We start from the raw sequence: 15,212 nt of genomic DNA, 5'->3' as shown, positions 1-15,212 counted from the left end.
GCTTTGCTCCATCCTTCATATGGGGCCCGGGAGGGCGCAACCGCTCGAGGCGGCCATTCAAGAACTCAATCCTGTCAGGCTGTGCGCGCCGTCACACTAGGCATCTGCCTAGGCTTAGCCTAGGCATCGGAACCATGAGTTTTTGCATATCAATGGCGGTATTTTAAGTATTTGCCGTTCACCTGTGACCTGCGTAACGTGGGCAGACGTTGCGGTCAGCGAAACGGGAGCCAGGTCATGCCAGAAGAAAAAGCGGTCCAACCGCGTGGGTTGCGCAGGCTCGGAAATGACATTTCCTTCTCCGCAATCTGCGCCGGATTCATCGCCATGGCCGTGTCGTACGCCGGCCCGATGCTGGTGATACTGCAAGCAGCACAGCGCGCCGGGCTCAGCGAGGCGCAGAGCAGTTCCTGGGTATGGGCGGTCTCGGTCGGCAGCGGAATCACCGGCTTGCTGCTCAGCCTGTTCACTCGCCAACCAATTATCGTCGCATGGTCCGTGCCGGGAGCCGCCCTCTTGCTGACGGTCCTCGGCGACTACAGCTATTCCGAAGCCATCGGCGCGTATATCGTTGCCGGGCTACTTGGGCTGCTCTTGAGCCTCAGCGGGTTGCTGGGATGGCTGCTGGCCCGCGTGCCAAAACCGGTCTTGGCCGCGGTTCTCGCCGGGGTGCTGCTGCCCTTTGTGATGGAGGTGGTTCAGGCGGTCCTTGATTCACCGCTGATCGCCGGCGGCCTAGTGGCCGCCTACTTCTTGGCCCGCCGCTGGTCGCCGGGCTATGCGGTCCCGGTAGCGCTCTGCGCCGGCATCGCGCTTGCGGCAGGTTCTGGCCAGATTTCGAACGCACCGCTATCGTTCATGCTCACCTCTCCGGTATTCACGGTTCCGGCATTTTCGCTCTCCGCCATCATGGGCATTTCCCTTCCGCTGCTGATCGTGACCATGGCAGGACAAAACGGTCCGGGCCTGACCATGCTTCGCAGCAGCAATTACCGGCCAAATGATCGGCTCCTGCTCAGCGGGGGCTCGCTTGCGAGCATCCTTTTCGCACCCTTCGGCTCGCATGCGATCAACCTTGCAGCAATTACCGCAGGGATCTGCACCTCCGCCCAAGCCCACCGGGATCCGGCGCGACGCTACGTCGCGGGCATTTCTTGCGGTGCGTTTTTCATCTTCTTCGGGCTGTTCAGCCAGACTTTTTTGCAGCTTTTTGCGGCGGTCCCGGCCGAGCTGGTCATCGCTGTCGCGGGCGTGGCCCTGCTTCCGGCCATGCAGGGATCCATGCAGGATATGTTTGACGGCCCGGCCAGCGGAGCGGCGGAGGCCGCGGTCTGCACCCTGATCATCACCGCGTCCGGGGTGGCGCCGCTGGGCATCGTCTCGCCCTTCTGGGGTATCGCAGGAGGCACCCTGTGCTACCTGGCGCTGCACAAACGACGCCCGGCCTACGCCGCAAAGGGCCCAAATGCGGCCGTGGCCTCCGGTTAGTTCCACCCCGCGGTTGCATCCCGGGTATCCACATAGCGCGCATAGATCTCGGGGCGCGGTTCACCCTGATAGCGGGTGGACGCCGCGACGTTCCAGACCGGTGGTTCTTTTTCTCCGCTCAGCGCCCAGGCGGCCTGCCGCGCGGCACCCAACGCCACATATTCGGCAGTCTGCGGAACATCTACCGCGACGCCAAAGATCTGCGGCGCGATGCGGCGCACCGCTTCGGACTGCGCGCCACCGCCGATCAGCAGGATTCGCCGGGTTGCTATGCCGGTGGCTTCTTCGAGGGCAGCGACCGCGTCCTTCATGGAGCACAGCAATCCTTCAACGTAGGCACGGGCGATCTGTTCACGGGTGGTCGTGGTACGCAGGCCATGCATCAATCCCGTCGAGTCGGGCCGGTTCGGGGTGCGTTCTCCGCCGAAGTACGGAAGCAGCACCGCTCCCCCGGAGCCGGGCTCCGCGGCCAGCGCAAGGTCAGAGAATTCTTTTTGGCCCACACCGAGCAGCCGGGCACCAAAATCGAGTACCGGAGCGCCGTTGAGGGTGCAGGCCAGCGGCAGGTACCTATTTGTGGCATCCACAAACCCGCTCACCATCCCGGTGCCATCGTGAACGCTGTGATCCACCACCGCGGAGGCTACCCCCGAGGTTCCCATGGAGACGCACACGTCCCCGGGCTGCAGATCCAGTCCCAGCGAGGCGGCCATATTGTCTCCGGTGCCGGCCGCAATTTTGAGGCCCGCAGAAGTTTCGCCGACTATTTCATTTGCCGCCGCGAGCCGCGGCAATGCCACCGGCTTGCCCAGTGCCCGGCGCGCCACCTCGGGCAGGAAACGACGCTGCGCGGTCGAGTAGTATCCGGTGCCCGAGGCGTCTCCGTGGTCGGTGGTCGCTTCCTTGCGGCCGCCTAGATGCCAGGTCAGGTAGTCGTGCGGCAGCAGAACCCGGGTGGTGCGGTTCGCATTTTCCGGCTCGTTTTCGCGCAGCCAACGCAGTTTCGAGGCGGTCAGCGATGCGACCATCACGCTGCCTACAAGTTGCGCGCACCGCTGCTCTCCGCCAAGCTCGCCGATCAGGTCCCGCGCCTGCCCGGCGGAGGAGATGTCATTCCACAGCATGGCGGCGCGCACCGGAGCACCATGCTCATCCAGGGCAACCATGCCGTGCTGCTGGCCGGCGATCGAGAGCGCGGACGCCCGCTCGAGCAGCCCTTCGGTGCTGGCTTCAAGGGCCTCAATCCACTTGGCCGGATCGACCTGGGTCCCGCCAGGGTGGGGCGCGCGCCCGGAGGCTTTGACCTCACCGGTCTGCGCATCAACGAGCAGCGCTTTGCACGATTGAGTCGACGAGTCGATTCCCAAGACATAGGTCGATGGCATGGCTAATCCTTCGGTGAGCTAGCGGCGAGGTGGATATTGAGGTTTAGCGACTTCAGCAGGGCCAAGAGCTCGGGAGCTAGCTGGTCATCGATGACGATGTCATCGAATTCGTCCAATCCCATCACGTGATAGAGCCCGGAACCCTCAAATTTGCTTGAGTCAACGATCAAAATTTTCCGGCCACCGGTTTTCAGCAAGGCGCGTTTGGTCAGCGCCGCTTCGGCATCCGGGTGCAGCAATGCCTGATTTTTGACCGCGGTGGTCGAGACGAACACCGCATCTGCGGTGAGCCGTTGAGCCTGCTCGACTACCACCGAGCCGAGGAATGAATCGGTTTCTGCATAGTATTGGCCGCCCAACCCCACCAAGGCGATGGACGACTGGGCCGACACGGTGTTCATCAGTGCCAGCGAGTGGGTAATGACCGTGGAGGGCCGGCGGCTTTCCAGATGCGGCCCCAGCTCGCCGACGGTGGTGGAGTCGTCCAGGGCAATGACCGCGCCGGGCTCGATGAGCTCGGCTGCGGTGCGGGCGAGCCGTTGCTTGGTGCGCGCGTTGAGATGGCGGCGCAGCCGCACGTCGCGTTCGGCCAGCCGCGCGGTGATCGCTCGTGCGCCGCCGCGGATGCGTTCGAGGCGCCCCTCGCCCGCGAGGACGTCCAGGTCACGATGGATGGTCATGGCGCTGACCCCGAAGGCGTCGGCCATAGCTTCCACGCGCGCGGTGTGGACCTGATTGACGTAGCTGGTCAGCTCGTCGCGGCGGCTCTCCGGAGGCAGCCCACTGGATCGCATCACTGCGGATCTCCCTTCGGCAAGTTCATCATTTCTCACACCTTCGATGATAGATGCTGTGCTCGCACTCTCAAAACATCATGATCCAAACAATATTTAACAGAAAAGCTGTTGAATTTGTTTATTTGGTGTTAGGTTAGTGAAATCACGAGCGGCAGCAATGCCCCACGCAAAGGAGCGCCATGATCTCGGAACCCTCGAACCCAAGTGCACCCCCAACAGCCAGGGGCGGCACCGGGCTGCTAGACCGCATGGGACTTCCGCGCCCGCTTTTATGGGGTTTCATCGGCTTGACCCTGTTCATGATCGGCGACGGCGTGGAAACCAATATCCTCACGCCCTACCTGACCGGCGAACACGGCTTCTCCATCCCGCTGGCCGGAACCCTGATCACCATCTACGGTGTCGCAGTGGCCATTGCCGCATTCCTTTCCGCCTCGCTCTCGGACCTGTGGGGCCCGCGCAAGGTGATGTTCATTGGCGCCGGAATCTGGGTGGCCTTCGAGCTGTTCTTCCTGCTCGTCGCGCTGAACTCCTCCAACGTGGTGCTGGTCTTCATCGCCTACGGACTGCGCGGCTTCGGCTACCCCTTCTTCGCCTACGGCTTCCTCGTCTGGATCTCCGCAACTGCCAACGCCAAGCGCCTCGCGGTTGCCATCGGCTGGTTCTACGTGGCCTTCAGCGCCGGCCTGCCCACGCTCGGCGCGCTGACCGCGACCGCCTCGTTGGAAATCTTCGGGCTGAACTATTACCAGACCCTTTGGATCTCGCTGGCACTGGTGGTCCTCGGTGCCGCGGTGGCGTTGCTCGGCGTCAAGGAGAAAACCGGGCGCGCTCCGCTGGTGGATAACCCGGAGCAGGTGTGGAAGACCATGAGCTTCGGGCTTCGCCTGTTGGTGAGCGACCGCAAGGCGTTGATGGTGATGCTCACCCGCACCATCAATTCGGTGCCCACCTATGGCATGGCGGTCTTCTTCCCTGCCTTGTTCGTGGATCGCTTCGGCTGGAGCGTAGGCCAGTTCTTGATCCTGACCACGGTGATCTACGCGGTGAATATTCCCTTCAACCTCTTCTTCGGGGCCCTGGGCGACAAGCTGGGCTGGTCAAAGACCGTGGTCTGGTTCGGCGCGGTGCTCTGTGCGCTGTCCATGGCGGGGCTCTACCTGGTGCCCGCTTGGGCGGTCGACAACGGGATCGAACACGCTTATCTGCTGACCTTGCTGATCGGCGCGGTCTTCGGCATCGGCTTGGCCGGGTTCGTGCCGCTTTCGGCCATCGCCGTCTCGCTGGCGCCGGAGCATCCAGGAGCCGCGATGGCTTCCTACAACCTTGGCATCGGTGCCGCGGTCTTCGCCGGACCGTTGCTGGTCGCCTTGCTCTACACCACCCTGGGCGCCGCAGGAATGGTGTATCTGTTCGCCGCGCTGTACTTGGTCGCGGCGCTGATGTCGCACTTGCTGCGCGGAACCCAACCCGGATTCAACGGCGTTCCCACCCCCGCCCCGCAGCGCGTCGCCTAAGGCGACCGCTTGAGCAACTGACATTTCCCCCATAAGGAGACTGCGAATTCATGAAACTCTCTAATCAGACGCTGGCAGAAATCCCGCCAGAGGTACAGGTACCGGCCTATGACCGCAGCAAGGTTTCCGCTGGAATCGTCCACTTCGGCGTCGGCGGATTCCACCGCGCCCATCAGGCCATGTATCTCGATCGGCTCATGAACCAGGGCCGAGCCCTCGACTGGGGTATCTGCGGCATGGGAATCATGCCCTCGGACACGCACATGCGCGATACGCTCAGCGACAGCGACGGACTATATACCCTGGTAGTCAAGAATCCGGACGGCAGCCGTGAGGTGCGGGTCATCGGTTCAATTGTCGATTACCTGTACGCTCCGGATGACACCCGTGCGGCTATCGAGAAGCTGGCAGATCCGGCGATCCGCATCGTGTCACTGACCGTCACCGAGGGCGGATACAACGTCAACCCGGTCACCGGGGAATTCGACCTGCAGAACCGCGCCATCGCCGCGGATCTGGCCGATCCGGAAAACCCGAAAACCACCTTCGGCCTGATCAGTGCGGGGCTGAAGCTTCGCCGCGAACGTGGTCTCGCGCCTTTTACCGTCATGAGTTGTGACAACATCCAAGGCAACGGCGAGGTGGCGCATAAGATGTTTGGCGCCTTCGCCACCGCGCTGGATGCAGAATTCGGCACCTGGGTGCAGGCAAATGTTCCGTTTCCCAACTCGATGGTCGACCGCATCACCCCGGTCACCACGGACGCTGATCGGCGCGACGTGACCGAGCGCTATGGCATCGAAGATGCCTGGCCGGTAGTGTGCGAAGACTTCGTGCAGTGGGCGCTGGAGGACAAGTTCGTATCTGGCCGCCCGGAATTCGAGCAGGTCGGAGTCCAGGTAGTTGCAGATGTGGTGCCTTTTGAACTGATGAAGTTGCGTCTGCTCAATGCCACCCATCAGGGCCTGTGCTATTTCGGCCATCTGGCCGGATACCGTGCGGTGCATGATGCGGCACGCAATGAGCTCTTCGCCCAATTCTTGCTGCGCTACATGCGCACCGAGGCGCAGCCTACGCTGGCGGCCTTGCCCGGCGTGGATCTGACCGCCTATCAGGACAAGCTGATCGAGCGGTACCGCAACGAGCACGTGGCCGACACGATTGCGCGGCTTTGCGCGGACTCCTCGGATCGCATCCCCAAGTGGCTCATGCCGGTGGTCCGCGAAAACCTCGCCGCCGATCGCGACGTGCACCTTTCGGCCGCCATCGTGGCCAGCTGGGCACGCTATGCCGAGGGCACCGATGAAATGGGCGAGCCGATCCAGATCGTTGACCGTCTGGCTCAGGAAGTCTCCGCCGCCGCGGCGAAGCACAGCGAAGACCCCTTGGCATTCCTGCGCCAGCGGGACCTGTTTGGCGACATCATCAACGATGAACGGTTCACCAAGCCATATCTGGAGACCCTCGAATCCCTGCATTCCCAGGGATCGATTGCCACCCTGGAACGGGTTATGGCGCAAAGCGCCGCCCGTTAGATCGCCTGGACAGAATCCCGCCTTGCCGAGCGGCTCCTTTTGCAAGGAGCCGCTCGGACTTTTTGTACCTGCGATCCTTGAAACCAAATGAACGTTGCTAAAGTAAAGTGACACTTTAGTTTAGGAATCGCCATGAATGATGGAATTTTGCCGGTTAGTACCCGCCCACGCAGCGTGGCAACCCATCATAAGGTCTTGGACTCCACCAATGAACTACTCCGCGACGCGGGCTTCCGCGGGATTTCGATTGAGCGCATCGCCGAGCATTCAGGTGTCAGCACCGCGACGCTGTACAAGCACTGGCCCACCAAGAATGCAATCGTTGCCGAAGCTTTCGGACGTGTTGCCGCCCAAGCGCTGAAGATCCCCACCGATGGAGACCCCTTGGCGAATCTCATCGACTGCACGGTCGAATCGCTGACCTTCCACAGCGTGCAAAGCGGGCGCGTATTCTTTCAGCTGCTGGCCGCCTGCTCCCTGGAACCGCACGGTGCCGCGTATTTCGAGCAGTTTTATCTAGCTCCGCGGCGCAAAACTCTCAAACCCCTCTTTGCGCGCGCACTCGCTTCGGGCCAGTTGGCCGAAGGCCTGGATATCGACGTTGCCATGGACGTGGCCTTCGGCGCAGCGGTGTTCCGGCTGATGCGCGAGAGTGAAAGCGTTGATCTGGCCTCCATTGAAGAAACCGTCCGCTGGTCCGTGCGCGGATTATTGGCTGACCAGCCCTAGATGCATCACGAACACGCCCCATTCGCTACAACACAGAAGAGATCTCGTGGCACACGCCAACAATTACGTCGCCGACAAGCTCGGCTTCAGCACCGCACTCATTGGCCTTTGCCTCATCGCAGCGCACTCCGGCACGCCGTCACCGATCTTCCCGCTGTACTCCGAGCAATGGGGACTGTCTTCCCTTGAAGTCAGCAGCGTCTTCGCCGTATATATCTTCGGTTTGCTGGTCACCCTGCTGACCTGCGGGGCACTGTCCGATCATATTGGACGCCGTCCCGTCGCCTTTAGCGCGTTGCTGATCGCCGCGGCTTCGATGCTCGTCATGGCATTCGCTGATTCGCTGAATGCACTGCTGATCGCCCGGATCTTGCAGGGCATTGCCTCGGGCCTCGGGTTCGGCACCCTGGGCGCAGCCTTGCTCGATTACTCCCCCGCCTCGCGCCACCGGACCGTCGCCATGCTCAACGGCGCCGTGCCACCTGCGGCAATCGGCCTCGGCGCCCTGCTCAGTGGCATTCTCGTGCAGTTCGCACCATACCCCTTCCAGATCCCTTATCTGGCGGTCGCCGCATTGTTGATCCTGGCGCTGATTCCGGCGAGCTTGCTCAAGGAGCGCCACCCACGCCGTCACGGTGTATTGCGTTCGCTCATCCCCTCGGTGATGATCCCCAAGGAGGTGCGCCGCGAATTCCTCGTCGCAGTCGGCGCATTGCTCGCCAGCTGGGCGTTGGTTGGAATGTATCTGGGGTTGGGCGCGAGCATCACCAAAACGTTGATGAATATTCAAGCACCAACCCTGAGCGGTTTAGCCATCTTTGCGCTGACCGGCGCGAGTGCGGTGCTCGGCGCCGTCACCTTCCGGTTCGACGCCTTGAAGGTCATGACCCTTGGATGCATCTCGCTGATCGTTGGATCGGGCGGGCTCGTACTAGCTGTTTACACGGAAAACACGGCGATCTATTTCATTTCCAGCATCATCGGCGGCATCGGCTTGGGCGGCGCCTTTCAAGGTGGGCTTCGGACCATCGTGGAGCACGTTCCCGCGCTGCAACGCGGCGGCACGCTCTCCTCGGTATATCTGGTGAGCTACCTAGCCTTCGGCCTGCCAACATTGATCGGTGGACTGCTGATCCCAATCCACGGATTGATGAACGTCACCTACGGCTACGCCGGACCTGTTGTCCTGCTCTCTGTCATTGCCCTGGCATTGATCGCCGGAACTTCCCGGAAGGGCAAACCGGCAGCTACCTCGCAATAGCCGCCGCCCAGCAGCTTCCGCCGCAGAAAGAAAAACAACCGCAGGATGTTTCATGTGAAACATCCTGCGGTTGTTTTTCAGTTTCGGACTATTTACGCTTACGCGGTTTCTCCACAATATCGGTGTCGATAATATCCGGGTCATCCAGCTCAAGCTGGCTTGGCGCCACGGTGTCGATTCCCTCGAAGGCCACGGCCGCGTTTTCGATAACCCGCTTGGCCAGGTAGCGGTTGCCGGCCCCGCCAATGACTGCTCCGATGCCGAAAGGCACCAGCCGGCCAAGCATGCTGGCTCCTTGGGTGCCAACGATCTTGCGAATGAACTTCTTCTGCAAGCTCTTCTGCGCCGTGGCCATCAGGCTCGTTGACTTGTTCGAGCCAAAGGATCTTGCCCAGCCCTTTACCGGTCCGGAGCCGCGGCCGGCCGCCTGACTGGTCAGTGCCGAAATCATCGAGCTGCCTTCTTCGCCCATCAACACACCCATAACCAGCAGGCGCGATCGGTCCGGGTCGTCAATGGCAATGCCATGAAGCTCGGCCAAGGACTGCGCATAAAGCGCAGAGGCTTCCAGGAACCCGATCGTGGCGGCCAATGAGAGCCCCAGCGCTACGGCGGTACCTACCGCCGGTACCGCTGCGGTACCTCCGACGGCCGCTCCAGAGCCGGTGACCACGACCAAATAATCGCGTTCAACGATCTTGGCCAGTTCGGCCGCAGATGCCTGGGGATGTTTCGCGCGCAATCGCTTGAGATATGCAAGGACTAGCGGCCGCTGCACACCGACGCCCCGCATGATGGCGTCTTGGACGGCCGAACGAGGTTTGCCGCTCGAGTCTATGAATGTCATCGAAATGGGATCTTTGCTCATGATATTCCCAGACTAGTAGCTCCAGCCTGATAGTTCCCGGGAAAATGCCGGATTCTTGCCGCGAATTATCAATACCCCACCAGAATCGAACTTTTCCTTGAAACGCCCGTCCCGCGGTGCAAGAGTTGGCCTATGAAGAATGCACAGGCCAAGCGCTATAACCAGGCACTGGAAAAGGCCGGAATGCGTGAACGCCCGGTCGGTTTACTCGATTTAGAAGCCTTCGACCGGAATGCGATCGCTCTGCGCGAAAGAGCCGGGAACATTCCCATTCGGGTGGCATCCAAGTCCCTACGAGTACGTTGGGCGCTTGAACGAGTCTTAGCGCAACCTGGGTTTAGCGGCGTCCTGTGCTTCACCCTCGCCGAGGCGCTGTGGCTGGCGAGCCACGGGCTAAAAGACCTAGTAGTCGCCTACCCGCAAACAGACCCGGGCGCAATCAGCCGGTGGGCCAGCAGCGAGCAGGCGCGCGACCAGATCACGGTGATGATCGATGACGTGGCGCAATTGGACCTCATCGACAAGGTTGCGCCGGGGCATCTGGAATTGAAAGTTGCACTGGAACTTGATGCGGCCTACTACCCCTCTCCATCATTGCGGTTGGGCGCCGCCCGTTCGCCACTGCATGATCCGGAAGACGTGGCCGAGCTGGCACGCCTAGTGCTCAGACGCAGCGGCTTCAAGGTTGAGGGGCTGATGGGCTACGAGTCTCAGATCGCCTCGGTGCCGGACGGAGGATTCGGGCTGAAGGCGCTGCTCGCGCGGACCATGCGCAAACGCAGTGCCGCCGAGCTAGCCGAGCGTCGCAACGAAACTGTTCAGCTAGTCAACGCGGTGGCCCCGTTGAGATTTGTCAACGCCGGCGGCACCGGTTCTATCGAGACCAGCGTGCAGGAGTCTGGGGTGAGCGAAGTTTCGGCCGGATCAGGACTCTTCGCCCCGGCATTGTTCGATGCCTACAAATCTTTCCGCCCTACCCCAGCTCTATTCCTCGGATTCAGCGTGGTCCGCCGTCCCGAACCCGACATCGTCACCATCCTCGGCGGCGGCTGGATCGCTTCGGGTCCGTCGGGAAAGAGCCGCCTGCCACAGATCGCCTGGCCAAAACGACTCAAGTACCTTCCCTTGGAAGCAGCCGGCGAGGTGCAAACCCCGCTGCGCGGCGCCACAGCAAGCAAGCTCAAAATCGGCGACACCGTATGGCTGCGCCACGCCAAGGCAGGTGAGCCGGCCGAACGGCTCAATCGTCTGGCCGTGTACTCAAACGGGCAGATCGTCGAAGATTGGCCGACCTATCGTGGTGAGGGCAAGGCATTTTTGTGAAGCGTTTCGCCAATTTTTCGCGGACCGTCAGCGCAACACCGGCACGGTGGCAGAGCATCACCGACCCCGCCCAGCTTCCCGGGGTCTTCGCGAAGGCCGCGAAAGAGGGGTACACGGTGCGCGCCATGGGCGCTGGGCATTCATTCACTCCGCTGGTCCAGACTTCGGGCGTACTGCTAAATCTCGATGGCTTCCAAGGAATCGAAGAGGTCGATGCGCTCACCCACGAGGTGACCTTCCGGTCGGGCACTCGGTTGTGGCAGATTCCCAGGCTGCTTAGACCCTACAATTTGGCACTGGCCAATATGGGAGACATCGATCGGCAATCGCTTGCCGGTGCGATCAGCACCTCGACTCACGGGACCGGGCTGGCGTTCACCGGATTTAGCGGAATGGTCAGCGGGCTACGCATCACGCTGGCCGACGGAACCGAGATGCGCGCCTCTCCCACCGAGAATGCGGATCTTTTTCAGGCTGCCCGGGTAAGTCTCGGTGCGCTCGGGGTGATCACCCATGTCAGACTCCGCTGCGTCCCGGAATTCATGCTCAGCGCGGTGGAGCGCGTGGAAGACATTGACCAGATCTCGAAGAGTTTTATCGAACGGTCAAGGTCAACAGATCATCTGGAGTTCTTCTGGTTCTCCGGCACTAGCAGGGCTCTTGTCAAAGCCAATACTCGCCTGCCGGCAGGCATCAGCGCACCGAACGCGCCGGGCAAGGTATCGACGTGGCTCAATGACGAATTGCTATCGAACGGTGCGCTCCAGGCGATCTGTACCCTCGGCGCGCTGCGTCCGCAGTGGATTCCGCGATTAAATCGGCTGGCTGCCGCGGCGCTCTCCGAGCGCAAGCACACCGGTCAATGGTATCGAGTTTTCACCTCGCCGCGACGTGTGCGCTTCACCGAAATGGAATATGCCCTGCCCCTGGAAAGCTTCGGCACCGCGTTCGCCGAGTTCCGAGCCTATTTGGCCAAGGCTCCGGCACCAGTGGTGTTCCCGATAGAAGTTCGCACCGCGGCGGCCGATGACACCTGGCTGGGAACCGCCAGCGGGCGGCCGACTGTCTATCTCGCGGTGCATCGCTACGTCCGCGATAACGTGCCTGAATACTTCCCTGCGGCCGAACGAATTCTGCGCAGGCATGGAGGGCGGCCGCACTGGGGCAAAGAGCATTCCTTGGGTGCTTCGCAGCTGTCCGCGCTATACCCGCGTTTCGCCGATTTCCAGGCGATGCGGTCCACGGTGGACCCGCAGGGGTTGTTCCTCAACGAGCACCTGCGGCGGCTGTTGGTGGAAGAAGTTTAGAACTGAATATCGGTCCAGATCAGGGCGGGAGCCGGATCGTTGATTTGGGGCGGGCCGTCGATGGTTTGCGCCTGGAGCGGTGCTCGGTCGCCGATATGCCCTTGGCCAAGGACCTGCCAGGCACTACTTGGGAGGAGATAATTTCCCGAATCGCTGAGCGCCTCGGGATGGTCGGCTTGATGCAGCAGCGCATCCCGCGCGGCCAACGAGGATGGCTGCTGGCCTAGGGAACCGGCTAAGACATATGGGCTTTTTCCGACTCCACGGGTTTTTACCCCCTGGTCACCCTGCAGGTATTTTTCGCCGTCGAGGTAATCGGAGATAACCCGCAACTGGTCGAGTTGGCGAGCTTCGGCAAAGGAATAGCCACCGGAAGCGTCGTCCGTTTGCACGGCGAGCACATGTACGTGCTTGCCGCGGTACTCGATCGGAATATCCCAAAGTCCGCTGCTCATCACGGGAATTGAAGCCGCCAGTGCGCCGCTCAATCCAGAATCATCGAGCCTGCTCCCCGGCACGGCTGACCATTTCAGCTCCGAAATTCCGGTGACTGATTCTTGGTCTATCTGATATTTGGAAAGGACAACGACGGCGCCTTGGCCTTCGAAGTTGCCCTGCCCCCAAGCGTCTTCGGGGCCGCCGACAATCCGGTCCCCGTTGAGATCCGCGCCGCTTGGTTTACCTTTGTTGCCCGTGCCTAGGTAAACGTAGTCGTATTCAACGTCCCGCCGGGAGTCCTCTGGATTATTCAGGTAATGGTCCTGGAACGCCTGCACGGCTTGTTCATCTGCATCCATCCCGGTAAGCACCACGAAGTCGGCATTGGCTGCGGTGATGCTGTCCGCTGCCTGCGCGGCTTCGCGGTCGTCTCCCTGCATGAGGTCTGCGGAGAGCTGCCCCGGAACATCCCGGGTCATCTCGGTGGCTAGCGTGGCGACACGCAACGATGTTTCAGACAGCCCCTGGCTCGGCGCGGGGTTGGGGTCTTGCGCGTCCCAAGGGGCGGCAATGGCGCCCGTGGCGGGGAACATTAATAGTGCTCCCAAACCTAGGCTTGCCGTTCCTACTAAGACTTTGCGCACTCTGCAACCCTACGCCGAATCAGCACTCATAATCCAGCATCTTAATCGGATTGTGATGCCTGCGCCGCGGCGGCCCGCGCGTTCGCGACCAGTATTTCTTCCATATATGGTGCCCGAACGTTCGGTGAGATCCGCGCATCCACCAGACATATTCCCTTCGCCCCTTGATCTACCCACTGCCGAACCTTGGAAAAATCGGCCAGCGAGTCGATGCGAATGCCCGTTGCGCCCACCGCGGTGGCGAGTGCCGCGAAGTCGACCGTTGGGATGAGCATTGGATCTTCGTGCAGGCCAATGGATCCGTATTGGTGGACCTCCGCTCCGTAGGCTGAGTCGTTGTAGATCACGATGACTCCGCTGCTGATGGTGCGCACGATCGATTCGAGATCGGCTAGGCCCATCAGGAATCCGCCGTCTCCGGCGGCTAGCACTACGGTGCGGCCTTCGGCCGCTGCCCCCGCGCCGACCATGGATGCAATGCCTAAGCCAATGGACTGATAAGCGGTGCCTACGCAGGTCAGCGATCGCGCCCCGGAGGTTGACCAGTACATGGGCCCCCAACCGATGAAGTGCCCGCCGTCCTGAACCAGCACCCGGTTCTGGGGCAAGATCTCTTCCAGTTCGCTGGCCACTCGACGCGGATCGAGCAGACCGTCCGCGGCGCGCTCCTCCCCCCGCGGGCGGTCGCGGACCGAGCCCAGGTTTATCGAGCCGGCCCATCCCGAATCTTGGGCGCCCACGGTGCCCAGGAGACCTTTAACCGCGGCGGCGACGTCTCCGGTGGCGAAGTAATCCACTCGCGGACTCGTGGCGCTGGCCGCAAGATCGATCTGCACTACCTGTGCTCCGACGTTGACCAGCTCCCCGAAGCGCATGGTGAACTGATTAAGTCCGGCCCCGAGCACCAGCACGGTATCGGCCTGTTCGATGATTTCGGCGTTTCGTTCGGTGGCGAAGCCACCGGTGATTCCCAGATCGTACGGGTAGTCCAACAGGTCGCGGGCCAGCAGGGTTCCCGAGGTGGTGGCTCCTAGCCGTTCGGCAAGTTCGGCAATACCCGCTGCCGCGTCGATGGCTCCACGACCATAGAGGATGTGCGGGCGTTTGGCGGCCAAAAGCAGGTCGGTGATGGCCCGTAGTTGAGTTGCATTGAGTTCAGGCGCCGGAGGAACACTGCGGAAGCTGTTGAACTCGGGCAGTTCAACTTCGAGGCTTGGGGCCGCAGCGAGGTCGTAGGGGATGGACAGAACCACCGGGATCTGTTCGCGCAGCGCGTGGGCGGCCGCGGCGAGAGCCGTTGCGCCCGGGGTGTGCCGGTCCACCTCGTAGCGCACGGCCCGCACACCGGAGTCGATGGCGGCCTGGTCAACGTCCCAACCGCGCAAACCGGTCGTCGGCGCATCGCCGGTAACTAGCAGCAATGGAGTGCGCGCGGCCGCAGCCTCGGCCAAGGCGGTGACGGCGTTGGTATAACCTGCGCCGTACGTGGTCGAGGCGATAGCGAGGCGGTTTGAAATCCTGAAGTAGGCATCGGCGGCGGACACCGTTGCGGACTCGTGGCGCACGGCGGTGTAGCTAAAGCCTGCGCGAACGGCGGCATCGAGGAAGTGTGCGTTGCCGTTGCCCATCAGACCAAAGATCTGTGGAGCAATCGGCTTAAGGGCATGGGCGATGGTAGCTGAAACGCTGGACATAATGGACTCTTTTCCTGAAGAAAACTAAAGAAAATTCCATATATGTCTGCCGTTACCAGTTGCTTTCGGCAACGGGTATCGCCCCTTTTGAGAGCGCCGGAGCCTTATGAGGCGGCTCCTGACAGGAATCAGCATAGGCCATGCCACACCGATTGCGCTAGCTGGAGCCGGGCGTTGCCACGAGGTGGGACACCGAGCGCCCGGGGACGATTCATCCCCGGGCGCT

Annotated in this window: 12 protein-coding genes; 7 read left to right on the top strand and 5 right to left on the bottom strand. The window is 61.7% G+C overall.

Annotation, left to right across the window (positions count from 1 at the left end; all coding sequences use genetic code 11):
- Positions 1 to 237 precede the first annotated feature (237 nt).
- On the top strand, positions 238 to 1,488 hold the full coding sequence (locus ACT3UQ_RS00365; protein ID WP_444636317.1) for a benzoate/H(+) symporter BenE family transporter: 1,251 nt from the start codon (positions 238 to 240) through the stop codon (positions 1,486 to 1,488).
- On the opposite strand, the gene xylB is transcribed toward ACT3UQ_RS00365, so the two are convergent.
- Positions 1,485 to 2,873: a xylulokinase gene (xylB, locus tag ACT3UQ_RS00360; RefSeq protein WP_444636316.1), complete on the bottom strand. Its 1,389-nt coding sequence runs from the start codon at positions 2,871 to 2,873 to the stop codon at positions 1,485 to 1,487. The two genes, ACT3UQ_RS00365 and xylB, sit on opposite strands and share 4 nt — an antisense overlap.
- 2 nt (positions 2,874 to 2,875) lie before the next feature.
- The gene (locus tag ACT3UQ_RS00355; RefSeq protein ID WP_105649808.1) at positions 2,876 to 3,667 is read right to left on the bottom strand and encodes a DeoR/GlpR family DNA-binding transcription regulator; all 792 of its coding nucleotides are present in this window, start codon (positions 3,665 to 3,667) and stop codon (positions 2,876 to 2,878) included.
- 182 nt (positions 3,668 to 3,849) lie between these two features.
- On the opposite strand from ACT3UQ_RS00355, the gene ACT3UQ_RS00350 reads away from it, so the two are divergent.
- The 4 genes from ACT3UQ_RS00350 (at position 3,850) to ACT3UQ_RS00335 (ending at position 8,712) form a co-directional block, all read left to right on the top strand.
- Positions 3,850 to 5,187 carry an MFS transporter gene (locus ACT3UQ_RS00350; protein WP_105649807.1) on the top strand — a complete coding sequence of 446 codons (1,338 nt, stop codon included), beginning with the start codon at positions 3,850 to 3,852 and terminating at the stop codon, positions 5,185 to 5,187.
- 50 nt (positions 5,188 to 5,237) lie between these two features.
- Positions 5,238 to 6,722 carry a mannitol dehydrogenase family protein gene (locus ACT3UQ_RS00345; protein WP_444636315.1) on the top strand — a complete coding sequence of 495 codons (1,485 nt, stop codon included), beginning with the start codon at positions 5,238 to 5,240 and terminating at the stop codon, positions 6,720 to 6,722.
- Between the two features lie 132 nt (positions 6,723 to 6,854).
- On the top strand, positions 6,855 to 7,451 hold the full coding sequence (locus ACT3UQ_RS00340; RefSeq protein WP_105553606.1) for a TetR/AcrR family transcriptional regulator: 597 nt from the start codon (positions 6,855 to 6,857) through the stop codon (positions 7,449 to 7,451).
- A 46-nt stretch (positions 7,452 to 7,497) separates the two neighbouring features.
- Positions 7,498 to 8,712: an MFS transporter gene (locus tag ACT3UQ_RS00335; protein WP_444636313.1), complete on the top strand. Its 1,215-nt coding sequence runs from the start codon at positions 7,498 to 7,500 to the stop codon at positions 8,710 to 8,712.
- 88 nt (positions 8,713 to 8,800) lie between these two features.
- Here the strand turns inward: ACT3UQ_RS00335 and ACT3UQ_RS00330 are convergent, their stop codons facing one another.
- Positions 8,801 to 9,580: a hypothetical protein gene (locus ACT3UQ_RS00330; RefSeq protein WP_105553608.1), complete on the bottom strand. Its 780-nt coding sequence runs from the start codon at positions 9,578 to 9,580 to the stop codon at positions 8,801 to 8,803.
- 132 nt (positions 9,581 to 9,712) lie between these two features.
- Here ACT3UQ_RS00330 and ACT3UQ_RS00325 point away from each other — a divergent pair, with 132 nt between their 5' ends.
- Together ACT3UQ_RS00325 and ACT3UQ_RS00320 are read left to right on the top strand one after the other, a co-directional pair.
- Positions 9,713 to 10,903, top strand: coding sequence for an alanine racemase (locus ACT3UQ_RS00325; protein ID WP_105569805.1), 1,191 nt, complete (start codon positions 9,713 to 9,715; stop codon positions 10,901 to 10,903).
- A complete protein-coding gene (locus ACT3UQ_RS00320) occupies positions 10,900 to 12,210 on the top strand; it encodes a D-arabinono-1,4-lactone oxidase (protein WP_444636312.1) in 1,311 nt (436 codons plus the stop codon). The genes ACT3UQ_RS00325 and ACT3UQ_RS00320 overlap by 4 nt, the downstream gene beginning before the upstream one ends.
- Here the strand turns inward: ACT3UQ_RS00320 and ACT3UQ_RS00315 are convergent.
- Together ACT3UQ_RS00315 and ACT3UQ_RS00310 are read right to left on the bottom strand one after the other, a co-directional pair.
- Positions 12,207 to 13,241: an endonuclease/exonuclease/phosphatase family protein gene (locus ACT3UQ_RS00315; protein WP_105553611.1), complete on the bottom strand. Its 1,035-nt coding sequence runs from the start codon at positions 13,239 to 13,241 to the stop codon at positions 12,207 to 12,209. The two genes, ACT3UQ_RS00320 and ACT3UQ_RS00315, sit on opposite strands and share 4 nt — an antisense overlap.
- 92 nt (positions 13,242 to 13,333) lie before the next feature.
- Positions 13,334 to 14,986, bottom strand: a complete 1,653-nt coding sequence (locus ACT3UQ_RS00310) for a thiamine pyrophosphate-binding protein (protein WP_444636311.1) — start codon at positions 14,984 to 14,986, stop codon at positions 13,334 to 13,336.
- Positions 14,987 to 15,212: the final 226 nt, after the last annotated feature.

The sequence above is a fragment of the Glutamicibacter sp. AOP12-B1-11 genome (assembly GCF_052379245.1).
In the GTDB taxonomy this organism is placed as follows: Bacteria; Actinomycetota; Actinomycetes; order Actinomycetales; family Micrococcaceae; genus Glutamicibacter.
Note: the sequence above shows the minus strand (reverse complement) of the source record. Positions and strands in the feature narration are given on the sequence as shown.